This is a genomic window from Mucilaginibacter sp. P4_A11, assembly GCF_056402535.1.
Genome location: NZ_JBFUHE010000001.1, coordinates 797,208 through 822,013, shown reverse-complemented (window position 1 = coordinate 822,013; position 24,806 = coordinate 797,208). Strand labels below are relative to the sequence as shown.

21 protein-coding genes are annotated in these 24,806 nt (G+C 43.5%); 7 read left to right on the top strand and 14 right to left on the bottom strand.

The annotated features are described in order from the left end of the window. Nucleotides 1-158: 158 nt before the first annotated feature. Nucleotides 159-605, top strand: coding sequence for a DUF1572 family protein (locus AC1DUD_RS03680; RefSeq protein WP_477371725.1), 447 nt, complete (start codon nucleotides 159-161; stop codon nucleotides 603-605). A 37-nt stretch (nucleotides 606-642) separates the two neighbouring features. Here the strand turns inward: AC1DUD_RS03680 and radC are convergent, their stop codons facing one another. Then, entirely contained in the window at nucleotides 643-1,341 is a 699-nt protein-coding gene (gene radC / locus AC1DUD_RS03675) for a RadC family protein (RefSeq protein WP_121232097.1), read from the bottom strand. Between the two features lie 84 nt (nucleotides 1,342-1,425). Further along, the gene (gene rpsT, locus AC1DUD_RS03670; RefSeq protein WP_076374856.1) at nucleotides 1,426-1,680 is read right to left on the bottom strand and encodes a 30S ribosomal protein S20; all 255 of its coding nucleotides are present in this window, start codon (nucleotides 1,678-1,680) and stop codon (nucleotides 1,426-1,428) included. Between the two features lie 245 nt (nucleotides 1,681-1,925). Between rpsT and AC1DUD_RS03665 the strand changes: the two genes are divergently transcribed. The 5 genes from AC1DUD_RS03665 (at nucleotide 1,926) to AC1DUD_RS03645 (ending at nucleotide 9,371) form a co-directional block, all read left to right on the top strand. Next, nucleotides 1,926-2,684 (top strand): class I SAM-dependent methyltransferase, encoded by a 759-nt coding sequence (locus tag AC1DUD_RS03665; protein ID WP_477371721.1) that lies wholly within the window; start codon nucleotides 1,926-1,928, stop codon nucleotides 2,682-2,684. A gap of 653 nt (nucleotides 2,685-3,337) precedes the next feature. Then, entirely contained in the window at nucleotides 3,338-4,462 is a 1,125-nt protein-coding gene (locus AC1DUD_RS03660; protein WP_477371806.1) for a MutS-related protein, read from the top strand. Between the two features lie 34 nt (nucleotides 4,463-4,496). Continuing rightward, nucleotides 4,497-5,462 (top strand): zinc dependent phospholipase C family protein, encoded by a 966-nt coding sequence (locus AC1DUD_RS03655; protein ID WP_477371719.1) that lies wholly within the window; start codon nucleotides 4,497-4,499, stop codon nucleotides 5,460-5,462. Nucleotides 5,463-5,888: 426 nt separating this feature from the next. Continuing rightward, nucleotides 5,889-8,000, top strand: a complete 2,112-nt coding sequence (locus AC1DUD_RS03650; RefSeq protein WP_477371717.1) for a LamG domain-containing protein — start codon at nucleotides 5,889-5,891, stop codon at nucleotides 7,998-8,000. 3 nt (nucleotides 8,001-8,003) lie between these two features. Then, complete coding sequence (locus AC1DUD_RS03645) at nucleotides 8,004-9,371, top strand: vWA domain-containing protein (RefSeq protein WP_477371714.1); 1,368 nt, start codon at nucleotides 8,004-8,006, stop codon at nucleotides 9,369-9,371. Nucleotides 9,372-9,463: 92 nt separating this feature from the next. Here the strand turns inward: AC1DUD_RS03645 and AC1DUD_RS03640 are convergent, their stop codons facing one another. The 9 genes from AC1DUD_RS03640 to AC1DUD_RS03600 all read right to left on the bottom strand — a co-directional run bounded on the left by AC1DUD_RS03640 (nucleotide 9,464) and on the right by AC1DUD_RS03600 (nucleotide 17,888). After that, on the bottom strand, nucleotides 9,464-10,120 hold the full coding sequence (locus AC1DUD_RS03640) for a DedA family protein (protein WP_477371712.1): 657 nt from the start codon (nucleotides 10,118-10,120) through the stop codon (nucleotides 9,464-9,466). A gap of 45 nt (nucleotides 10,121-10,165) precedes the next feature. Beyond that, on the bottom strand, nucleotides 10,166-10,906 hold the full coding sequence (locus AC1DUD_RS03635) for a DUF4397 domain-containing protein (protein ID WP_477371710.1): 741 nt from the start codon (nucleotides 10,904-10,906) through the stop codon (nucleotides 10,166-10,168). 8 nt (nucleotides 10,907-10,914) lie between these two features. Further along, on the bottom strand, nucleotides 10,915-11,610 hold the full coding sequence (locus AC1DUD_RS03630; RefSeq protein WP_477371708.1) for a DUF4397 domain-containing protein: 696 nt from the start codon (nucleotides 11,608-11,610) through the stop codon (nucleotides 10,915-10,917). A gap of 113 nt (nucleotides 11,611-11,723) precedes the next feature. Further along, complete coding sequence (dnaN, locus tag AC1DUD_RS03625; RefSeq protein ID WP_330860719.1) at nucleotides 11,724-12,848, bottom strand: DNA polymerase III subunit beta; 1,125 nt, start codon at nucleotides 12,846-12,848, stop codon at nucleotides 11,724-11,726. A 33-nt stretch (nucleotides 12,849-12,881) separates the two neighbouring features. Continuing rightward, nucleotides 12,882-15,383, bottom strand: coding sequence for a gliding motility-associated ABC transporter substrate-binding protein GldG (gldG, locus tag AC1DUD_RS03620; RefSeq protein ID WP_477371705.1), 2,502 nt, complete (start codon nucleotides 15,381-15,383; stop codon nucleotides 12,882-12,884). Between the two features lie 124 nt (nucleotides 15,384-15,507). Further along, complete coding sequence (locus AC1DUD_RS03615) at nucleotides 15,508-16,098, bottom strand: hypothetical protein (RefSeq protein WP_477371703.1); 591 nt, start codon at nucleotides 16,096-16,098, stop codon at nucleotides 15,508-15,510. 142 nt (nucleotides 16,099-16,240) lie between these two features. Continuing rightward, the gene (locus tag AC1DUD_RS03610) at nucleotides 16,241-16,750 is read right to left on the bottom strand and encodes a hypothetical protein (protein ID WP_477371700.1); all 510 of its coding nucleotides are present in this window, start codon (nucleotides 16,748-16,750) and stop codon (nucleotides 16,241-16,243) included. Between the two features lie 48 nt (nucleotides 16,751-16,798). Then, entirely contained in the window at nucleotides 16,799-17,323 is a 525-nt protein-coding gene (locus AC1DUD_RS03605) for a hypothetical protein (RefSeq protein WP_477371698.1), read from the bottom strand. Between the two features lie 64 nt (nucleotides 17,324-17,387). Continuing rightward, nucleotides 17,388-17,888, bottom strand: coding sequence for an outer membrane beta-barrel protein (locus tag AC1DUD_RS03600; RefSeq protein ID WP_477371696.1), 501 nt, complete (start codon nucleotides 17,886-17,888; stop codon nucleotides 17,388-17,390). A gap of 256 nt (nucleotides 17,889-18,144) precedes the next feature. On the opposite strand from AC1DUD_RS03600, the gene AC1DUD_RS03595 reads away from it, so the two are divergent. Then, nucleotides 18,145-19,143: a hypothetical protein gene (locus tag AC1DUD_RS03595; protein WP_477371694.1), complete on the top strand. Its 999-nt coding sequence runs from the start codon at nucleotides 18,145-18,147 to the stop codon at nucleotides 19,141-19,143. 24 nt (nucleotides 19,144-19,167) lie between these two features. On the opposite strand, the gene AC1DUD_RS03590 is transcribed toward AC1DUD_RS03595, so the two are convergent. The 3 genes from AC1DUD_RS03590 to AC1DUD_RS03580 all read right to left on the bottom strand — a co-directional run bounded on the left by AC1DUD_RS03590 (nucleotide 19,168) and on the right by AC1DUD_RS03580 (nucleotide 24,314). Next, entirely contained in the window at nucleotides 19,168-19,875 is a 708-nt protein-coding gene (locus AC1DUD_RS03590) for an ATP-binding cassette domain-containing protein (protein ID WP_477371692.1), read from the bottom strand. A gap of 647 nt (nucleotides 19,876-20,522) precedes the next feature. Beyond that, a complete protein-coding gene (locus tag AC1DUD_RS03585; protein WP_477371690.1) occupies nucleotides 20,523-23,105 on the bottom strand; it encodes a T9SS type B sorting domain-containing protein in 2,583 nt (860 codons plus the stop codon). Nucleotides 23,106-23,648: 543 nt separating this feature from the next. Next, nucleotides 23,649-24,314 carry an FAD-binding oxidoreductase gene (locus AC1DUD_RS03580; protein ID WP_477371687.1) on the bottom strand — a complete coding sequence of 222 codons (666 nt, stop codon included), beginning with the start codon at nucleotides 24,312-24,314 and terminating at the stop codon, nucleotides 23,649-23,651. Nucleotides 24,315-24,806: the final 492 nt, after the last annotated feature.

Genomic DNA, 24,806 nt, shown 5'->3' with positions numbered 1-24,806 from the left:
ATTGAACGCGGCTTAAACGATTCAACCAATGGACTCTATACAGAAAAATAGCTAAACATTAAATTGAAAATTTTAGTGGTCACGTATAAAATAACTTACTTTGCGTCATTAACCCAAAAGATTTTCTTAGTAAATACTGCAGCCAGTCACCCCAAATTATGATAAAAGATACGCTGAAAACACTAATCATCCGCGACCTTGAAAAGCTAAAGCAAGAGATAGAAGCTTACCAAAATGAGGCAATGCTCTGGTATGTGGAAAAGAGTATATCAAACTCTGCAGGCAACCTTTGTTTACACTTGGTTGGTAACCTGAACGCCTACATTGGTGCAGAACTTGGCAAAACCGGCTACGTGAGGAACCGTGCAGATGAATTTGCGCTGAAAGATGTACCACGCGCGGAACTGGTGGATAAAATAGAAAAAACGATCATGACGGTCGAAAAGACCTTTGATAGGATATCGGAAGATCAGTTGAAAGAAAAGTATCCAGCCGAGATATTCTTAAAAGATGCATCTACCGAATACTTTTTTGTTCATCTGGCCATGCACTTAGGTTACCATTTGGGGCAGATAAACTACCATCGTCGGTTGTTGGATAATTAGCTGTAACTGCATAGCTGAAATCTACACATTGGCATATCTACATCAACCCTTCATCGGCTAAACTAAAATAGCCGCCATCTGTAATGATCAAATGGTCGAACACACCGATGTCGAGCATCCTGCCGGCAGCGCTTATTTTTTTGGTGAGCTGGATATCTTCGTTGCTTGGCTTTAGGTTCCCCGATGGATGGTTGTGGACAAGGATAAGCCCGCTGGCCTGGTATTGCAGCGCCGAATAAAAGATAATTTTAGGGTCACATACAGTGGCCGATAAACCGCCCTTGCTGATCAGCTCCTTCCCTAATACTTTATTGGAACGCCCCAATAATATGATCCAAAACTCTTCGTGGTTCAGATCCATCAAATGGCGGCGCATAATATTGTAGCCATCCCTGCTTGAAGTGATTACTTCTATAGCACCCGATTCAGATTCGTTGCGGCGGCGACCGATCTCCAACGCGGCAATAATAGATATTGCCTTGGCCTCCCCTATTCCTTTAAATTTGGACAGCTCAGTTATGGAAGCTTTACCAAGCTTGTTCAAGTCGTTATCATAATGGTGCAGGATGCGTTTACTCAGCTCTACCGCGGTTTCGGTACGGCTGCCCGAACCTATCAGTATCGCTATCAATTCGGCGTCGGTAAGGGCACGGCGCCCCTGCCCGCTTAGTTTTTCACGCGGGCGATCTTCCTCGGCCCATGATTTAATACTGATCTTGCTTTCGTAGTTTTCCACGGCATTAAAGTATGAAAAAGCGCCAAACAAAAAAAGGGATAGCGCTTTTACACTATCCCCTTTGGTATATTTTTTAAGCTAAGATTAGCTTAAGCCGTTAACAAATTTAGTAAGCTTTGATTTATTGTTCGAAGCTTTGTTTTTGTGAATAACGTTCTTTTTAGCTAAACGATCAAGCATTGAGATCACTTTACCCAACAATGCAGAAGCATCAGCTTTGGTAGTAGTGTTTCTTAATTTCTTAATAGCGTTCCTGGTTGTTTTAGCCTGGTACCTGTTGCGCAGACGCTTCGCAGCGTTTGACCTGATTCTTTTTAATGATGATTTATGATTTGCCATCTCGTATAGCTTGTTATTCTTTTCTACTTATTTTAAGGACTGCAAATATAGGGTGATTAATTTTAATATGCAAGTGGTTTTTTGATTTATATTTTCATGTAATTGAATTGATAATGTGCAGCATTGACATCAACATTGCTATTTACAAATCTGTCCATTTAACAAGGTGTTAACCCGGCATTCACAAAGTGTTCATACAACACATTGATTTTTGCAGCGTTATTAATTTATAAAACTATTGCATTATGGTAACCAACAGCACCACCAGGTTCAGCAACCGGGTTGAAGATTATGTAAAATATCGTCCCGGCTACCCCGTAGAAATTGTTAAGTTTCTACATGACACCTATGGCTTAACCCAGGATAAGCTCATTGCTGATATTGGTGCAGGTACCGGGATCTCTACCGAATTGTTCCTGAAAAAAGGATACAGGGTAATTGCCGTTGAACCCAATGAGGAGATGCGGGAAAAAGCTATCGAGCTGCTTGATTCATATAACGGTTTTATCCCCAAAAACGGTACTGCCGAAAATACCGGTATCGACAGCAATAGTGTCGGTGCCATCATTGCCGGGCAGGCTTTCCACTGGTTTGATGCTGTAAAAACCCGTACCGAATTTAAAAGGATCCTGAAACCCTATGGCATTGTTGCCCTGATCTGGAATGAAAGAAAAACAACATCAGCCTTTGAACAGGAATATGACGAACTCATCATAAAACATGGCAACGATTATGTAAAAGTTGATCACCGCAATATTGACACTGAACATATTGCAGCTTTCTATAATCCAGAGCCAGTGCACCTGGAAACATTTGCCAATAAACAGGTATTTGATTTTGAAGGATTAAAAGGCAGGCTGCTTTCATCGTCATACATGCCCGCACGGGATGAGGAAGGATACGAACCGATGATCAATGATTTGCAGGCGCTTTTTGATAAATTCCAGCAGGATGGGGCTATCATTATTAACTACGATACCAAGGTTTATTCCGGTAAACTGTAAAAGCCTATCAGTAAAATCTTTAGTTATTTTGCATCGATGAAACAATTGCAGAAAAGTAATATCTAATAAGTAAAAATAACTGCTTATTAATACTACTTTTAAACATGCTATATTGGATATTCATTGTCATAACGCTGCCTTTTATATTTATTTTAATAAGTCATCTAAAAAGCAAAAACCAACAAAAAAAGAAACTTGCTGAGATAAAGGAACGCTGGGGTAACCCCATAATTACGGGCAGAAATCTCAAATCGATCAGCACCTATCTTACGGCCGATGGTGGTTCAAGCGAGATCTCAGCCGATACCGCCACCGACCTGGATATTGATAGTGTATTTGAATATATCGATCGTACAAACTCCAAACCCGGCCAGCAATATTTATACAAGCAACTACACTCTCCGCAAATTTCAGATAGCTATTTTGAAACGCTTGAGCAACGAATCAGCAGCATTACGAATAATAAGGAGCTTAGAGAAGCGGCTGAACTCAAACTATCGGAGTTAGGTAACAATGACGCCTATTACTTACCGGAACTTTTTAAGAAGCCTCACTATTCTATTTTCCCTGCAATCGGCAACTTTTATATCAGTATAGCGCCGTTTTTGATCATCGGGGTAGCTATCAGTCTTTTTATAGTTCCTAACCAGTTTATGCTTATGTTATTGCTGATTTTAATGATAGCCAATGTGGTTATCCATTACAGTAATAAAACCCAGATGCTAAACTATACACATTCTCTACCACAATTACTGGTTTTGCACAAGGTTTCAAACTGGCTTAAAAACCATCATCTGCTTAGTAATGATGAAACCACGCAAAACAGCATGGCTAATTTAAGCAAGTTAAAAAAGTCGTTAAATTATATCAGCCTGCAAAATAAAGCAGCTATTGACCCTACTGATATTTACTACCTGGTTACCGAATGGTTAAAAATGTTCCTGCTTATTGAACCGATGGTATTTATCAAATCCATAGGCAAAGTGAACAAATATCTCAATGATATTAAGGTTGTTTATAAGGCTGTGGCCGAAGTTGATGTCGCCATTTCCATCCGGTCGGTACGTGATGGCGCAATCCATTATTGCAGGCCGCAGTTAACAACAGGCAATATCAATATAGTCATTAAAGATCTTTACCACCCCCTTATTGAAAACTGTGTATCAAACTCCATTTCTATTGATAATAAACAGGGCGTTTTGGTAACCGGATCTAATATGTCGGGCAAAACTACTTTCATCAGGGCTATTGCTATCAATGCGTTGTTAGCGCAAACCATTAACACCAGTTTCGCTACGGTATACCAGGCACCACCGCTTAAAATATTTACCAGTATTGATATGACCGACGACCTTGGCGATAACAAAAGTTATTTCCAGGCCGAAGCATTAGCGGTTAAAAATATAGTAGCGCAAACCATTGCCAGCAAGCCGGTGAACAGCCTGGTGATCATTGATGAAATTTTCAGGGGAACAAACACCATTGAGCGCATAGCAGCCGCTAAAGCGGTTTTAAGCTACTTTATCCAAAATGAAAGCTTTGTATTTGTATCAACCCATGACCTGGAACTTGCCGAACTACTGGGAAGTGATTATAAAGTTTTCTTTTTTGAGGAAGTGATTGGCGATGACCGGCTCGTGTTTGATTATAAAATTAAGGAAGGGTTACTCAAAAACCGGAATGGCATCGCCGTTTTGAAAGGTGTTGGTTTCCCGGAGAGCATTATTGATGAAGCCAATAATGTAAGCAGCCAGCTGAGGGCGAAGTATAATTTGTAATTTAAAACTCCGCTATAAATAGCATCTTTACCCCATGAACCGCCATATAATTTTAAGCATAACAGGCATCTGTTTAATTATGTTATGCTCATCTTGGGGATTCTTTGCGCATTACCGCATTAACCGGCTGGCTGTTTTCACGCTCCCTAAGGCCATGGCCGGTTTCTACAAGGCCAATATCGATTATATAACCGAGCATGCGGTGAGCCCCGACAAACGCCGTTACGTTGACTCGACAGAAGCGCCCCGCCATTTCTTTGATGCCGACCGTTATGGCAAAAAGCCTTTTGAGGGTATGCCTAAAAAATGGAAGGATGCAGTTGCCAGATATTCGAAAGATACCATCATTAAATATGGCACCGTTCCATGGGCCATTCAGTACCAGTATTACAGGCTGGTGAGGGCCTTCAAAGCGCATGATACAACAGCTATTCTCAATGCATCTGCCTATTTAGGGCATTATATTGCAGATGCCCACGTACCTTTGCACCTAACCCAAAACTACAACGGTCAGCTTACGGGGCAAACCGGGATCCACGCCCTTTGGGAAAGTCGCCTGCCCGAATTATTTGCCGATCATTATAATTACTATGTTGGCAAAGCTCGCTATGTCGAAAACCCGCTCAACGAGGCATTCCGTATCTGCAGGGCTTCTTATAAAAGCGTGGATACTGTTTTACGCTTTGAACGCATCCTGAACAAAAGCTATCCACAGGATAAAAAATATGAACTGGTGCAGCATGGCAAAAAACAGGTAAATGATTACTCTGCCGCGTACAGCCAGGCTTATCACAAAATGCTGAAAGGGATGGTTGCAAGGCAAATGAGATCGTCGGTCCTCTCTGTGGGCAGCTTTTGGTATTCGGCCTGGGTTGATGCTGGCCAGCCGGACGTGAACAAGCTTATCGCACAGCCATTAAGCACGGAGCAAAAAGTTCAGCTTCAGCAAGAGGAAACACTTTATCGCTCTGGTAAAGTACTGCTAAATACTCACGAATAGCTAAAAGCTGAATTCGAAAAAGCATCGTCAATATTGCTTTAACATAGCCTTTCTTAACCTGCACTTTCTACAATGATAATGACTTTCGGAACCGATATCATTAGGTCTGCATCTTCAAATCATGCTTACTTATTGATGCCTTCCTGTTATTTCACCACTGATAATCGGATATTATCAAAAAGAACCCTCCTGCCATTATTATTATTCCACGATTTGCGGTATTTATACGCAACTTTTTGATTAGGTATTTATACGCTATAAGTCGTTTTACAACCCTCCTAACTTAGATGTATCAATCAGAAAATTGATTACAGGCCCTTTGTTGCCAGAGGCCCAAAGCCCAAAAAGAACCTAAATAAACAGGCGCCTATATCGATGACTGAGATTTTGTATCACTGAATATTTACATCTATAAACTATCATCTTATGGCAAATTTAACTTTAGCACCACGATGGGCATCAAGTGTGCTACAACTCGGAAACACCGCTTATGTAGATTGCGGTAAACCAACCGTACTTAACAGTTTAACGTCATTTACCCTGGAAGCCTGGGTAAATATATCGAGCCTCAACGGATTTCAGTCTGTGGTGGGCAATGTCGATAACGCGGTAGGCGGGCAGTACCAGTTATTTATTGAATCTGGTTATGTATATGCCTACGTAGGCATTGCACCCTATCTGATCAAATCTACTTTACCAATTACTATTAATGAATGGCACCACCTGGCCTCTGTATTTGATGGTACAAGTTCCAGTTTATCGCTGTACGTTGATGGCGTGGCTGTTGCACAAAGTACCTTTTCAGGAACGCTGCCCACAAGTGGCACCAATATGTTGTTGGGCGCGGTAATGCAGCAAAACAGCCCCATATGGTACTTACAGGGGCAGATTGGACGAATTATGATCTGGAATAGCGTGCGTGGTGCTGAGGATATCCTTAATGATTCGGTACAGGTAAATAATTACAGCGCTGTGCAAAATCCAAACCTTATATTTTACAGCGACTTTTCCGAAATGCCAGGGGTGGACAGCTCGGGAAATAACATCGCTCTTAATTTCAAAAACAATGTGCAATATGCTTTCAACGTGCCTTCGGTTGTACTGGGGGCAGATGGCTATGTTGATTGCGGCTCATTCCCTGAATACAGTATTCCCGGCAATGCACCTTACACTATTGAGGGCTGGTTTTTCCCGGGTAGCAGCAGCAACGGTATCCTGCTAAGTTATGGATTGAACGGCGCATGGGAATACAAGGTAAGCTATCAAAACAACCAGGTTATAGGCCAGCGCAACAGCGACAGTATTTCTTTAGCATCAGCAGCCTCCGTATTGCCGCTAAGTTATTATCATTTTGCAATAAGTTATGATAGCGATGTCAAAGCACTTAGTTTGTATGTAAACGGCAATCTTCAGGCTATCGATTACTTTCCTTCGCCGGTTGTTGCCGTTCCGAACGGTCATGTGCTCGTGGGCGCTCAATACGACTCGAACGGAAATATCATCGACAACTTCGGCGGTTCTATCCAAAACCTGCGGATCTGGAATGTATGCCTGGAGCAATCAGAAATTGTTCAATGGATGTACAATGACGTAATAACCGATAACCGTTTAATTTCCAATTTTGATTTCACCGTTAACCCTCCGATAGATACAACCGATAAATCAACCCTGGAGCTGGATAACGGCGCCGTGCAGCAACTACAAACCGTAAACGTTTTAACCACCGAGCAAATTGCCCTTTTGGGGATTCCGCAATCCATCAATGCAATTTATCTTAACCAAAATGTGGAAACGCCGGTACCGCCGCCAACAGATATACTATTTGCCAGCCAGCCTAAAGTTTTTACCGAAGATCATAAGGAGGAAAGCTGGGCTCAGTTTGAAGATTGGTTCGGCACCAAAAATGGAGGCCCGGAAACCGAAAACTTTCGTCAGCAATTTGATAACGCTTATGAAAAAGCAAGGCAAATGTTTGACGAAAATGCCAACCTTTCCCGTGTCTTTACCCGGACCGACACTAATGGTATAACCCGCATTATTTATCATGGTGTAAAGGCAGATATGCTTGTTTACGAGGGGGCCGTGGGAGCCGAATCGGACTGTACGCTTTGGTGGATCCAGTTCATCTTTGCACTTACCGTAGGTTTTCTGCAGGCTGTGGGGCTGGCACCTACCACCGGCAATATTGCCACCCGCATCTATAACCTGTTGCGGGCAAATCAAACGGTAATGAACGCTATGAGCTCGATGGCCGGAAAAGCAATCAGCGCTACCGCCGCTATTGGCTTTGTAGGTGTTGTGTACCAGCAAGGGCTAATGTGGACCATCATCAAATTTGTACTGACATCTGCAGGGTGGTACGCCTTGTTCTGGATACTACGTAAAGTGATAGCCATTGTAACGGGCCTTGAGGCGGCAGCCATACTTGCCGGCTTTATTGTATGGGCCACTCAGCTTACCATACTTTCACTTAAATACAATACCGCCTGCGGTCAACTTCTTCAATCAACTAATGTTTCACCTTCTTTTAATTCATAAGCTATGCCAACCTCAGCACCTATCGTCGCTATACCTGTAGTAGATACTTCAAATAGCATGACCTATTACAATTATGTTGCTATCACCGTCATCGACACCAAGGCTTTTCTAAACAATGCGCTCCCCGGCGATTATATTGGCGTAGCCTCCTATGACGTTAACGGAAGGGTAACCTACAATCTGACCCTGGTTGATCAAAACCTCACCGTACCTGTTGCCGCTGCTGCTGCTGTACAAAACCTTAATTTTACCGGAAGCTGCACCAATATGGGCGGCGGGCTCCAAACAGCAGTAAACATGCTTTCAACCGCACCTGCCGGTGTAAATAAAGGTTTGGTCCTGCTTTCCGACGGCTATCAAAACTGCGGCACCAATCCCCTGCCGTTACCTGCCGGAACCCCTCCTGTATATTCATGCGCAATGGGGCCATCGTCTGACCAAAACTTAATGCAGCAAATTGCAACCCAAAGCGGCGGTCAGTATTATTACGCGCCTTACGTTTACAATATGATGCAAATTTATAACCAGATCAGGGCACAAACTCCGGCAGCACAATTGCTTGCCAACGCATATAAGGTAGCCCAGGCTTACGATTACCTGCTGATTCCGGCCACCATATCTGCCGGCAACGACCTTGGGCAGTTTTCGGTTGTATGGAGCGATACTAAATACACGTTCACAAACGGTCAGCCCGGGCTTAATCAATTAAGTGTAACACTTGTAACGCCGGCAGGCGTGGTAACTACACCAATGCCTACTTTACAAGGCGGAGCCTATGTGGTATTTAATATTCCTAACCCCGCGGTAGGCCTTTGGTACATCCAGATCATGTATGGTGGTACAACTCCGCAGGGTTTAACAGGAGGTGCCTTTGAGTACGCGCCTTCAGGTAACACCGCGCCTCTTCAGCTTAGTGTTGAGGCACCGGCGGTTGTGCGCAAGGGGCAGCCTATTACCTATCACGCACATCTAACGGATGATGGTAAGCCCGTAACCGGGCAACAAGTACATGCTTTTGTTACGCGTCCAAAGCTCAGTCAGCACAGTGCTCTTAAAGCCTATGCATCAGAACTTAAAAGCATAAAGCTGTCTGAAGAAACTATGGATACTATACAACATCCGGATTTGGCAAAGCTCGATCTGCTTTACAAACAGCGGTTAGCAGATGAGGATCAGGATCTTTTGCCACACCTCAAAAGCGGAAGTATCCTGTCAGTGGCAAAGCAAGGTGGGTATACGGGCACAATACACGAAACGCACGAGGCCGGAAGCTACACGGTAGAACTGGAAGTAACAGGATTTTCAGACAAATCCAAAACGCCATTTTCGAGAAGCCACCGCTTTAACGTAATGGTTACCGATGGTGATTAAATCAACCATCACCCCGTTTAACATGCAAAAGCCGGTGCCTGGAATTATATCCGGCACCGGCTTTTGATATTTGAAAATATTTGAACCGCTATTTAATGGCTTTCAGGAACCTTGGCAGTACGGCCTTTTATAGCCGCAAAAATTGGCGGCAATATCGATAGCAGGATAATGATCACCCCTACCAGCGAAAAGTTTTTAGCAATGACAGGCACCTGACCTAATTTGTAACCTGCAAACAGGAAAACAATGATCCATGCAGCACCGCCAATAATGTTATAAAGACTGTATCTTAAAAAAGGCATGCGGCCAACACCCGCAACAAATGGCGCTATGGTGCGAATAATGGGCATAAAGCGGCTAAAAATCACCGCTTTGCCACCATGCTTATCAAAAAAAGCTTTGGTTTTAAGATAGTATTCGAGTTTAAGTATCTTGTTTTCTTCCTTAAAAACTTTGGGGCCTAAATAGTTGCCTAAAAGATAATTCACTGTATTACCGATAAAAGCAGCGGCAATCAGTATGATGCCCAACAACCAGATATCCAAACCCGAGCTACCTCCGGCTATTAAAGCACCGGCTGCAAACAGCAGTGAATCGCCGGGTAAAAAGGGGGTTACTACAAAACCTGTCTCGGCAAATATGATCAGGAAAAGGATGAGGTAGGTCCATCCCTGGTAAGCACTGGTTATTTGCACCAGATGCTTGTCAATATGCAATATAAAATCGATTATACTTTTTATTACTTCCACAGGCTTAATTTTTGCCCAAAAATATAAATATTAAACAGAAAGCAGCTATTGAAGTGTCTTACTAAGCAGATTATTAGTAAGTACGCCTGCACCAAAGGCCAAAGAGTCGGCGCTGCCAACAATGCCCCTGGTATAAATAGTGTAGGCACGGCCATCTTGTATAGTTATACTTTGCAGGGTTGTTTCAATTTTGGTAGGCGTTCGGGTAGCGGTAATGGTAAAATTATAATTACCGGCGGTGAGCTCTACATATTTAGATACACCATTAAAAGCCGTTCCGCTTACCACAAGCGTATCGTTTGCCCGCAGATCAAGGGTTGGTGTATTTGGCGATGCATGCACAAAACGTACCTTTCCTTTGCCAATGGCGGGTAGCGATGTGCTGTCTGATACAATGAATGAGTTTGCGAAGGTATTATCTTTTTTAAAGCCGGTTATAAACATAGTATACTTCCTGTTGACCTTCAGTGTGGTATCAAACTGGAGCAAAATTACAGGTGCCGCGGTGGCTGTACGTAATTGCAATGGAGGCTCGAGGGTTGAAAGATAAAAATATCCCGAACTTGTTGGGTAAGTATAAGTAGTTGTGCTATACCTGATATAATGCTGATAAAGGTACACCGGCTGAATATCGGGGCTTAAATTAACTATCTGAAACTGTGTATTTAAACCAACCGATGACGCATTGCCTCCCTTGCCGCATGATGAAACAGCACAGATAAAAAGGCCGCATATCACCGCTATAAAAAACGAAACCAGTACCTTGCTTTTATTTCTATTAGCCATTAATATTATTATTGATTAGTGAACAGCCCGGTTGCCAATCCGGCGCTTTTATTACCATATCCATAGTAGGTATAAATTTTACCGCCTGTTAACACCACTGTATCCCTTACAACAGTAGTTGGCAACGCTGCCGAATGCAGTGCCATATTATGCTCTCCCGGCTTTACCAGGTAAAAAGCCGAAGTAGTTTTAAAACCCAGATCTTTCACTTTTTCGGTATCAGCAGCAGCAGTTAAACCCTCAAAATGCACACTTATATTACCGGCATCAGATGATGCATTCACAAATCTGATCTTTGCCATAGCGGTTTTGCCGGTGTCAGCAACCAATATATCGGTAGTTTTGAAAACCTGGTCTACAGTATTACCTGCTACATAAAATGAATATATCGAGTCCTTGCTTAATTTTAGCGGCAGACTGAACAGCGGATTGGGATTATTAGGCCCATCCAGCTTAACCGAATAGTTTTGAGTGCCGGCTTTTACCAAAATATAACCAAGCGTGCCACCCGAATAAAAAGTGGTAGTATTGTTTATCCTTATACCATTAAGGTAAACATTAATATTATTAAAGGTAGCATTAATAACGTTTAACGATGATGTTGACGAATCTACCGCATCGGGCTTATCGTTATTTTTTTTACATGATGCAAGGCAACCCGCCGCTACCGCCATCATCAATAAAACTTTAACCTTTATATTCATATACAATTATAAGCTATAACTGCTTACTGTAATTTTTGGTATTGGGTGTTGAACAAAAAAAGTCCGGTTTATGATACCGGACTTAGTTTTGGATTTATAATTTAAGTTTACACTTAAGCATAACTATTGAGCATCACCGGCATTACCAGCATCAGCACATCTTCATTTTCATCTCCACCTTGTGGCAGCAATAAGCCGGCACGGTTTGGAGTTGACATTTCCAAAGATACTTCTTCGCAACTTAAATTCTTCAACATTTCTATTAAAAATCTTGCATTGAAGCCAATTTCCATGTCCTCGCCCTCATATTGGCAGCTTAAACGCTCGTGGGCCTCGTTAGCAAAGTCGATATCTTCTGACGATATATTCAACTCGCTGCCATTTATTTTAAGCCTTACCTGGTGGGTAGTTTTATTAGCGTAGATAGCTACACGGCTTAACGAACCCAGGAAAGTAAGCCTGTCGATATTTAATTTATTAGGGTTATTTTGAGGGATAACCGCCTCGTAGTCAGGGTAACGCTCGTCAATTAAACGGCATACCAGGTTAATATTGCCAAATTTGAAGAATGCACTTGTGTTGTTATACTCAACCGATACATTCACATCATCACTTGGTAATGATGATTTAAGCAGGGTTAAAGCCTTTTTAGGCAAAATGAACGATGTAGTGCTTGCAGCCTTTGCATCTTTACGACGGTAACGAACCAGTTTATGTGCATCGGTAGCAACAAAGGTAAGGGCCGATGTTGTTAGCTGGCAGTAAACGCCTGTCATAGCCGGGCGAAGCTCATCATTACTTACCGCGAAAATGGTTTTGTTGATAGCTTCGGCTAAAACTGAAGCAGGCAGGTTTACCGATGATGCATTTTCAACAACCGGGATCTTCGGGAAATCCTCGCCGTTTTCACCGCTTAGTTTGTATTTACCATCGCCGGCATTGATTTCAATGGCGAAGGTTTTATCATCAACCGAAAAAGCAACAGGCTGCTCAGGTAATGATTTCAGGGTCTCTAACAATATACGCGACGGTATAGCAATCCTTCCATTCTCTTTAGCCTCAACAGGCAGGGAGGTTGTCATACTGGTTTGCAGGTCGGTAGCAGAAATGGTCAAGTTCCCATCCTTTATCTCGAACAAAAAGTTTTCCAGTATCGGCAGCACAGTACTGCTGCTTAACGCACCACTTACCGACTGCAGTTGTTTGAGTAATGTTGATGTAGAAACAATAAATCTCATATGGTTGTAATTAATCTATCAAAAATAGAAAATTTAACGGGCATACTTTTGCCTGCGTAAATAATGTTGAAAAATAGCACATATTAACACTAATAGCAGCGGAACAATGGTATTAACCAATTGCCAGTATATTTTTTCATTTACAACAATTCTAATATTGAATTTGTCGTATTGAAAAACCATCTTTTCCCCTCTGATTTTTGCCCTATCCAACAGGCGGATCCTTATCTCCTTGGTACGCAAGGCGATAAGGCCAGAATCATCGGTCATGTAGTCAGCTATGTTAAGCAGCAGGTTTTTGTTGCCATAGGTTTGATGCGTGTAATGGTCATAACCTAAGGGATATGGTGAGCCGTCACTGCCTACCTGGTTCTTTAAAATATCGCCATCACTTATCACTATCATTTTGGTTGGCACGCTTTGCTGCTGTATGGCAACCTGCTCCTTAATGCCCGCGGGCAGGGGGCGGTTTTGCCAGTCGCTTACAAACCGGCCTTCCAGCAATACGCCTGTTATTTTGGGTGTGCTTTGAAAATCTTTAGGGTTTGGTTCCTGCTCCAAAGCCTGTAACGACAGCATATACGGGGCAGTTAGCTTTTTATTATATGGTGATGATGTTAACAACACCGTTTTGTTTACATCCTTGGTATCGAGGATATCTATGGTACTGGCAAACTCGCTGCTGATACCGTCAAGGTTTTTCACTACCGGATGTTTGCTTAGCGGAATAAACACCGGGTAATACAGCCATGGCAGCATCTGGATCTGCGCCTGCCCGCCAACATTGCCTGTGCTGATGGGGATCTGTGAGCAGTTCATATCGGCAATCAGATCATAGTTGATACGGATGCCGTAGCGGAAAAGCTGGTCATCTAAATTAAGCTGCTTGGGGAATGACAACTGCTCACCGCCATGCCCGCGCAGGCTGTCAAGCTCTGCGCTTACCTGATCAATAGTCCATAGCACACGGCCTCCGCGCATGATGTACTGGTCAAGCTTGAATTTCTCGATCTCTGAAAACTTTTGATCGGGTTTGGCTATTACCAGCAATTTGATCTTTTGCAGATCGGCGGTGGAGATAGCATTCAAATCTACCCGGCCTACCTGGAAGCCGTCGGCAAGGCTCTTCATGGCATCGTTCAGTTGAAGGTCGGTTAATTCATGGTGGCCTTCGGTAAAGCCTATTTGTGGCCTGCCCCCGTTAACAACCTTTTTTATAGCCGATGAAAACGCGTATTCTAAATTTTGGATAGAGTTGTTCAGCACTTCATCGGGCGAGAGGCCTATCCTGCTCATCAATAACTTTACAGGAATATCCTTTCCATCTGCCGATACCAGCGCCGAAGGAAAGATGAGTTTTTGCGATACCCCATTATCGGTTTTAACACTCAGGTTGGTTGGCTCGACACCTTCAGCGGCCATATTCTGGATCATCTCGTTTTGCTGATCGTCATTCAAACCTTTCAAAGGGTCGCGAAATTCGAATTGGATTTTACCATGGCTATAGGCCTGCAGGTCGCTCAGCATATCGCGGGTAGCGGTTTGCAGGCGTTTAAAGCCGCCTGGCAGGTTATCGCCCTGTAAGTAAACCACCACCTTTACGCGCTTTGGCAGCTTATCCATTATTTGCCTGCTGATGGGCGATATGGTATAACGTTTTTCGGCAGTAAAATCAAAACGGGTAAAGGTTAGTGAGGATAGTATCCCCACAAAAAGCAAAACACCCAATACACTGATCATGACCGTGCCGCCCAAACCTTTTTGGCGCTGCCTTGCCAATATAAATAGCGTAAGCCATATAAAAATGCCGGTAGTAATGATAAAGTAAGCCAAATCACGGGTATCCAGTACGCCCCGGCTTACCGATTCATAATGCTGGGTGATGCCTAAGTTCTGCAAGCCCAGGTCCTGCAGGGATAACAGCTGACTGATTGAATCAAACCCGCTGTAAAAAAAGAAACACAGGAAAACGGATATAGTAAAGGCAATGATCTGATTTTTGGTGATGGACGAGGTAAACAAGCCTATCCCCACAAATACGCCACCTAATAAAAACAACCCGATGTATGAACCTATTACAGCCCCGGTATCGATATTACCCTGCGGCGTACCTAACGCGCTTACTGAATAGTAGTAAACCAGCGTAGGCAGTAAAGCAAAAAGCACTATTAATAAACAGGCCAGGTATTTACCCAGCACAATTTCCCAATCTTTTAAAGGGCGGGTGAACAGCAGTTCAAAGGTACCCTCCTTACGTTCCTCGGCAAGGGAGCGCATGGTGATAGCCGGGATCAGGAACATGAACAGGTATGGAGCAGTGCTGAACAGGCTATCGAGGCCTGCATATCCATACTCAAGGATGCTTGAATCAGGAAATACCCACAAAAACAAGCCCAGCACCAATAAAAATACGCCTATAGTTACGTAAGCCACCAGCGAACTCAGGTAGGATATTATTTCTTTTTTAAGGATGCTCAGCACGTTATAATATGTAGTGTTAAGCGCCGAAATTACAACAATATTGCGCCAAAGCAAAGCAATTGGGTTAAGGTTTTATGATGACTAATACCGGCTAAAGGGAGTGAAAGTGTCCGTCCGTTCCTCTGCAACAGCTACCTACAGACAGTGGAGGACATTTTACTTGATAATGCGCCTATCCCTAAAAGCGATATTTATAAGCAACGTTTAAACCAAGCTGACTGATTGCGTGATCATAATCGGTATTTTTATAGCCCCGTTCAAAATTTAAACCAAAATCAAGCCCATGATGAGGGCCAATCGGCACAACAGCTCCTGCCCCTCCCGAATAGATAAACGAGGTACGCGCCCTGTTATTGATGCTGAAAGCGCTACCTGCTTCGGCATTTACATAAAAATATTTTGCCCAGTAATATTTTAAACCTGCAGTTACGGGCAGGTAGGCGTAAAGATTATGAAAGTCACTATCGTAGAAAACGTTTGAAGAGTTGCTTGAAAATAAATACTGCGGGCTTGATTCGGTAAAAACCAATCCGGTGGCGACTGTAAAACGCAGGGTTTCGGTTATGGGCTTTTCCAGCTTTAAATTAATGCTAAAGCCGGCATTTACGTTAAAATCGGTGCCGTTATCATTGCGGTAATCCATATTAAGCGGTGCTATTATTTCGGTGCCTACGCTTACCGATGTTTGCTTGCCACGCTGTGCTTTAGCTGCAAATGAAAATACCGTAAATAATAAAATTAGTGTGATGCAGATAGGTTTTTTAGTCATGTAATAAAGGTTATAAGTGCTATTTAACGATAATACCATCTTCAATAATATATCGCTACAAAAATACAATACACAATAATTAAAAGCAGCATTGTCCGTCCGCTCCGGGAACCGACCACTTGCAGCCAATTTCGGCCAGCTTCTACCTGCCAAAGCGATAAGCAAACCTCATAGCCGTTTGCTGCAAGGTATGGGCCGACCAGCTTTCGTACCTTAAGCCCAACTCAAAGTTACGGTTCTCAGTACCTGTAGGAATCATGATAGCCGGGCCAACTGAAAAGGCAAACAGCTTACGCTCATCGTAATTAAGTTCGATAGCGCTGCCTGCTTCAGCCTCCAAAAACAGGCCCGAGCTAACGCTGTATCTTAATCCGGCTTTTAGCGGTACAAAAACATCGCCACCGGAGCGCCCCTCATTTAAAAGTGAGTTTTTACGAAAAAAGCTGCTGAACCCTGCTGTAAGCGTAAAACTTACCGGACTTACAATAGGCTGCTCCAGTTTAAGCGAAGCGCCAACGCCTACGTTGTATAAATTGCGCGATGGGATACCAAATTCAACACCGGCACTAAAAGCGGTTGAAGGTTTCGGCCCGTCCTGGGCATAAGTTTTAAAGGCAGGAAGGATAAGCAACAGCAATATCAGTTTTTTCATATCGGCCCGAAAATACAAGATAAGTTTAAACTTATGCAAAAGGCAATATCAAAACTCAAAATCAACATTAACGGGTGTTGTTGACCAGGGTTTCCAGGGATGGGAAAGAAGATCAATAACACCAACTATAATAACAACGCCAACCACTACCCCCGCCACTACTGCTACTGTGGCTAAAACCTTGGTTTTTCTTTGTGCAAAGTTAACGCCCGATGAACCCCAGTTAAGCACCTTTCCATCCTTATCGAATATAAATTTCACGTACTTATCATGTTGCGAAAACTGCTTTACCATTACCGGAACGGTATTAAAACCACTGGCGGCATTATACACGCCATTGATCTTCACCCGGGTTTTTGTGTCGTTAAAAACCGAGGGATCACTGCAATTGTAAAGCCATTTGGCAGTATCATTTACAACCATTATTTCGTCAGGTTGCCCAAACTGCCTTATCACGTCATCTTTGGTATGGTAACTAAACATGACCTCTTTATGCGAATAGATCTGTTTACTACAGCTGCTTAAGAATGCCCAACCGGCAAACGCAGCAAAAATTATTGCTATATTTTTCATGATGATTGCCATTAGTAATACTATAAAATAAATAAAGGCCTGCTAAGGCCTTTATCTTTTTATATCAAAACCGGTATGCCAGGCGTGCGCCTACCTGCCCTATTGTTCCATTATTTGACCATGCTTCGTAACGCACAGCTACTTCAAAACCTCCGTTAAAAGTATAGCCCAAACCCGGCGAATAAAGAAAGGAGTTACCTCCATCTTTTTCGGTTGAGAACACGGTACCCAACTGTCCTTCAAAAAAGAAGCCGCCATCCAGGTAGGGTTTAATACCTGCCTTTACGGGGATAAACCCAAATGACGATTTACTATCAGGTTCCTGAAATTCGCTTTTAACATGCAGTGACTCATAGCCTGCCGATAGCGTAACGAAAACCGTTTTTGAAACAGGGTACTCGTACTTAAGTGAGCCGCCTATGCCATAGTTAAAAATCTCATGTGCATCGCCTGTTGGAAGGGCTGCTTCGGCACCAATACTGAATTTGCCTTGCCCGTTTGATGATTGCGCAAAACTGCTTAATGCTGTACAAACGAGTAATAATGGCAGGAATAACTTTTTCATAATGTTTCGATTTAAGGTTAATAATGATTAATTGTTGAATAAAACTACAACCATTACCACCCGGCTTAAAATGGATAAATCGGCACCAGAGGGAACATTACGTAACAATTAATTAACTGTAAAACAATCATTTGCAAACAATTGCATTTTTCACTAAATTTATTGAAGGTTAAGGCCGGCTTTTGCATTTTTTACTAAAAACAACAAACCGATTATTGATAATTGCTAAAAACTTTCACGTAACATCCCCTGCGTTATGGATAACAACAGTGCCCAGCAATCATTTTTCAACCATATTAAATCAAAGCATGCCAGCCATCTTTCGTTTGTTGATGAGATAGCCGAGCTACTGAACATCAGCAACGATAGTGCTTACCGGCGCATCAGGGGCGAAAAACCAATCAGCCTTGATGAAACCCGTGTATTGTGCAATAAATTCCAGGTTTCGATTGATCAGCTGCTGCATAACAAAAACAACACTGTGCTTTTTTCGGGTAACAGGGTTGATAGCATCAACTTTAGGTTTAACGAATATTTGCAGGATGTAGCTAATAACCTCAGGCTGTTTAAAACGCTGAAAAACGCGCAGATCTTTTTCTTTAACAAGGATGTGCCCTTATTCCATTTTATGCAGTTCCCGGAGCTAAGCGCTTTCAAATTCTTTTTTTGGAAACGCACACTTATAGGCTACCCGGAGCTTGCCAAGCAGCAATTTACCGGGGCCGAGAGCGATGAAGAGATCCTTCAGATCGCTACCGATGTGATCAACCTTTACACCGGGATCTCATCAACCGAAATATGGACCGAAGAAAGCATTCACGTTACCATAAGGCAAATTGAATATTACAGGTATACAAACATCTTTATTAATACGGAAATGCTGCTGAAAGTTTATCACCAGTTAAACGAACTACTGAACCACCTGGAGATGCAGGCAGAAATTGGTCGTAAGTTTATTTATAACCAGCAGGCCTTGCCTAACAGCCAACCTTATCATATTTATATTAATGAATGCCTGCTTGGTGATAACTCCATTTTTGTACAGGCCGAAGGGAGGCAAATTACCTACCTTAACCATAATGGCTTAAATTTTATGGGTACGCAAGACCAAAGCTTTTGCGACTATACCTATAAAAACCTGCAAAACATCATCAGCAAATCAACACATATCAGTTTGGTAGGTGCCAAAGAGCGAAGTATCTTTTTTAATAAACTTAGGGAGAAGATCCATGAGCGCATCAGGAGCATCAATTAAAAAAGGCTGAAAGAGCAGGGTGTTTTAATCATTGGTAAGACTGATAAACACCTCCTCCAACGATTTGCCGCCATTATTTTTCCGGAGCTGCTGCAAGCTATCATTGGCTACAATAGTACCCTTATTGATGATGATAACCTGGCTGCATACAGCCTCAACCTCCTGCATAATATGGGTTGAAAGCACAATGGTTTTAGTTTTGCCCAGGTCGAGGATCAGTTGACGGATCCCAATCAGCTGGTTTGGGTCGAGGCCGGAGGTTGGCTCATCCAGTATCAGCACCTCGGGATTGTGCAGCATAGCCTGCGCCAACCCTACCCTTTGGCGGTAACCTTTTGATAGCTGCCCTATCTTTTTATGCTGCTCGGGCCCCAGACCTGTTTGCTCAATAATATCGGCAATGCGTTTGGCAGGCTCATGAATTTTATGAATCCCGGCAACAAAGCCCAGCGATTCCTTCACATACATATCGGTATACAGCGGGTTACTTTCGGGCAGATAGCCGATACGGCGCTTAACCTCAAGGGGCTGCTTAGCCACATCAAACCCACATACCGATGCCTTACCCGATGTTTGCGGGATAAAGCCCGTAAGGATTTTCATGGTGGTTGACTTACCAGCGCCATTAGGCCCTAAAAAGCCCAATACACCGGGTTGGGCAGTAAAACTAATGCCATCAACAGCCTTTTGTACACCGTAAACCTTGGTTAATGCCTCAACACTGATACTCATGCTGTAAAAATAGATTTTAGATTTGAGATTTGAGATAAGACGTGAGATTTTGGTGTGCCCGTCCGTCCGGAAAGGGGTAACAGGGTAGTGATAGACAGGTGTCGGACGGGCATCCTCCACTAAGTCATTGCAAGGTACGAAGCAATCACGAACTATGCCCTCCACCACGTCATTGCAAGGCATGAGGCAATCACGAACTGTGCCCTCAACCCCGTCATTGCAAGGCACAGCCTGTCCCGAACTATGCTCTCCACCACGTCATTGCGAGGCACGAAGCAATCGCGAACAGTGCTCTCCACCACGTCATTGCGAGGCATTAAGCAATCGCGAACTATGCTCTCAACCACGTCATTGCGAGGCACGAAGCAATCGCGAACTGTGCTCTCCACCACGTCATTGCGAGGCACGAAGCAATCACGAACTATGCCCTCAACCACGTCATTGCGAGGCACGAAGCAATCGCGAACTGTGCAGGGGCACATGCATGGTTACTCTGTAAGTAGGGGATTGCTTCGTGCCTCGCAATGACGGGGTTATGAAAGGTGATGAAAGATTGCTTTGTGCCAATCAACCACTCACCTAATCACTCAGTCAACCACTCACCCAATCAACTAATCAACTAATCAACTAATCACCCACTCACCCACCTACCGCAACACGGTTACTTCTCCACTCAGCTTGCCGCTGCTGCTTTTGGTGTCAATTACATAATAATATGCACCGGTGGGCACAGCTTTGCCGTTACTTGTCCCGTCCCAGGGGTGTTGGTACCCTACCGAGCGGTACATCATAGCGCCATAGCGGTTATAAATATTTATGGTACAATTGGTATAGGATAGTAAGCCGGGGATAAACCAGGTGTCATTATATCCATCGCCATTGGGTGTAAAAGTATTGGGTACCACAATTTTTTCGGGCACTACAACAGAAACAACTATGGTATTTGAAGTTACAACAGGGTTAGCAATGCATTTACCTCCCGATGACATGATGCAGGTAATTCCATCACCATCAGCTAAAGTATTACTGGTGAATGTAGCGCTGTTTGTACCCACGGGTTGCCCGTTAACATACCATTGATAATCAGGAGTACCCTGCACATTAACTGGTTGCGCCTTAAAAGTAACTGGTGTGCCTGCAATCACTGTTCCGCTAACTGATGAGCTAATGGTAAGGGTAAGCGTAACATATGGATCGGCTACAATGGTAGATGTGTTGGATACCGGCGAGGCTACTGGCGCACATCCGTCATTATTGATAACTACGCAGGTAATGATATCGCCTGTGTGTAATGTACTTTTATAAGTATTGGAATTACCGCCAACGTTTTGCCCGTTTAACCTCCATTGATAGGTTGCGTTACTACCTGCATTTTGAGCATCGGCAGTGAACTCATACTCCATGCCATCGCACCCTGCTATCACGCCCGCCGGATCTATGGTTACTGATGGCACAACCGGTGCAGCAACTGTTAATATTTGCGATTTGGGTATGGCTGCGTTATATAAGCTGTTACCGCTTTGCGATGCTGTGATGGTAGTAACACCGGCACCAATAATATGAATAACGCCTGTTGCCGAAACGGTAGCTACCGCCGGATCGCTGCTTACATAAGTAAGCGGAATTGTTGAGTTAGAACTTGTTGCCCCTGCCGGAAAATCGGTGCTGCAAGTAGATTTAGCTGCTATAGCCGGAAAACTTATCACCTGATCCTGCGTAATGGTGAACGGTCTTTGTACAGGAACTGCCGGGGAATAAGTATCATTACCTGTTTGATAAGCCGTAATATTGGTTACTCCGGGAGCAATTACATGAATTTGCCCGTCGGCACCTACATAAGCCACATCAGGGTTACTGCTGGTGTAAGTAATTGGCGTTTCGGTGTTGGTGCTGGTAGCACCGGGATGCAGGATGTTATCAGCGTCGATATGAACAACTACAGGAGGCGGAAAAGTAATAACCGACGGCTGTAGCACGATATCCTCTACCACCTGTATATTCACTGTAGTAGGGTTACTACCTTTGGCATTATAAGCCGTTATGGTATAAACTGTGGGCGGCGATAAAACAGTGGGCGTGCCCGAAATAGCACCCGTTTTAGGATCAAATACCATACCTGCCGGCAAAGATTTATTAATGGTATAGCCTGTTATTACAATCTTTCTTACGTCGTTGTTACCGCTCTCGCCAATATATAAATTACCTTTTCCGTCAATTGCCATTCCAAGCGGGCCGTAAAATGATGCCCTTGCTCCGCCGGCATCAGTTGCGCCACCTCCGGCTATAATTGTTACCACTCCCGCAGGGCTTATTCTTTTTATAGTATTACCTTCTTGCTCAGTAACGTAAACATTACCTGTACCATCTACCCTAAGCTCACGTGGAAAACGAAAACCTGTTGCAAAAGTAGAAACGACACCTCCAGGGCTTATTTTCCTAATGGCGTTATTTCCAACATCAGAAACATATAAATTACCGGCGCCATCCAGTGCAACTGCTGTTGGCGTACTAAATGAAGCAGAATGAACATCGCCATTTTGTGCGCCCATAGTGCCGTTGCCCGCATAAGTGGTAACCACACCGGCCGCGGTTACTTTCCTGATCACGTTATTTGCCTGATCGGCAACGTACAGATTGCCGGCATTATCAATAGCTAAACCTCTGGGGCCATTGAATTGTGCTGCTAAACCTGTACCATCAACCAAGCCAGGCGTGTGCGCGGTGCCGGCAAGTGTAGTAACAAAACCCCCGGGCGTTATTTTTCTGATCAGGTTATTAGCCTGATCGCTGACATATATATTACCGGCAGCATCCGAAATAAGAGCATCTGGTTCATAAAACAATGCTGTGGTACCCTGCCCATCATCCCAGCCTGAGTTTCCACCTCCGGCAAACAACGATAAATTTCCTGTTGGAGTTAGTTTGTAAATCTTATTATCGCCCCAATCTGCTATAAATACATTCCCTGCCTCATCAACAGCAACCCCGGTTACTGTATGAAAAATTGAAACCGTGGCCGAACCTGCTATCGTACTTACCTGTCCATAAATAGTTGCAGGTACTGCGCTCCCTGTATTGACCGGGACTAACGGTGTAATAGGAGTATTGATTTTATACGTACGGGGCGTTGTATATTTAATAACCGGTGCCTGGGCAAATAAAGGGGTATAATAAATTAGCGAAACAAGCAGAAACGCTGTAACGCGCAAAACAAAAAATAAGCGGTACATTATTGTTTTGATCGGGTAAGGTGACAAAGTTAAAGTTGGCGAAAATTAAGCTTTTTAACTGATACTTCTGTGTAAAATTGATATGAGATTAGGTACCTGTGATTTTGGTGTGCCCGTCCGTCCGGAAAGGGGTAACAGGGTTTGATAGACAGGTGGCGGACGGGTAGACTTCCGGTGCTTGTCTGCTTTTGGATCATAAGTGGGTTACCCCTGAACGGACGGACAAGCCCATTATTTAAAACTTCTGATATTCGGTTTTGGATTCGGTATAGATGAAGAAACCTGTCCATATCATTTTCCGGGAGTTGGACCCAACCGAACGGACGGACAGACATTCTCCACCACGTTATTGCAAGTAAGCACCAGTGAACCCTTTGGAAAAAAACATGATGACATATGAAATATACTTTAACCACGGTGCGCGGGGGCCGCGTTAGTGATAGGAGCGGATACCGTCCGTTAGCCAACGGATAATGCCTGTGCAGTATGAGCGCATAGCACGGGCCGCAGGCAACGCCCGTATTATAATGATGATATTTACCCCTACCTTTCAAACACAACCGATTCGGTATCGGCTCCTAACCCTGCCAGTAAACCACTGATCTCCTCAACCATAGCATCAGGGCCACATACATAAAAATGCTTTGAAAAATCTTTGACCTCAGCTTTTAAAAACTCAGCATCAATGCGGCGTTGATCGTACATGCTATCTTTTTGACCTGTAACCGTAAACACAGCATTTGAGCCAAGCATACTTTTCAGTTCATCGCCTAAAATGATATCCTTATCGGTTTTGTTGCTGAAGAAAAGCTTGTTATTACCTATAGCGCCATCATTATTGAGCTGCCTCAGTATAGCCAAAAATGGTGTTATTCCTGCTCCTCCTGCAATAAAATAACCTTCGCCTTTATACTCAATAGCTCCCCAAACATCACGTAAAATCAGTTCATCGCCTACGTTGAGCTTACCCAGTTGATTGGTAACGCCATCATGGTCGGTATAGGTTTTTATAGTAAACTCAAGGTAATCATCACTATTGAGGCAGGTGAAAGTAAACGGTCGTTTCTCCTCTTTCCATTGCTCAAGGTTAATGGATAGTTCAGTAGCCTGCCCTGGTATGAAGCTATAGCCCGATGGTTTCTCCAGCCTGAACTGCCTTACATTATGAGTAACGTATTTTGCGGAGAGTATTTTTACTATCTGTTCCATTGCCGTTTTTGATTTGATACAATATTAAGCTCAGAAATAAGCGGATGGTTTTGATTGATTTAATTAATTGCAAAGGATTTACAAATACGCCCCCTTTTGTCATGCTGAGTAGGTAAGATCCAGGGACATTGAAGAGGAAAAGACATTTGCCCCTTTGTCATGCTGAGGTACGAAGCAATCGCGAACTGTACAGAGACACTTGCAAAGCCCTTCTCCACCAAGTCACTGCGAGGTACGAAGCAATCCCAACCAACACGTCATTGCGAGGCACGAAGCAATCTCCACCAACACGTCATTGCGAGGCACGAAGCAATCGCGAACTGTACAGAGACACTTGCAAAGCCCTTCTACACCACGTCATTGCGAGATACGAAGCAATCCCCTACTTACAGAGTGGCTAAGCCAGTCCCCCTGTACAGTTCGCGATTGCTTCGTACCTCGCAATGACGGATTGGAGAAGATTGAAAAGAAATGACGCTTTTTAGAAAATAC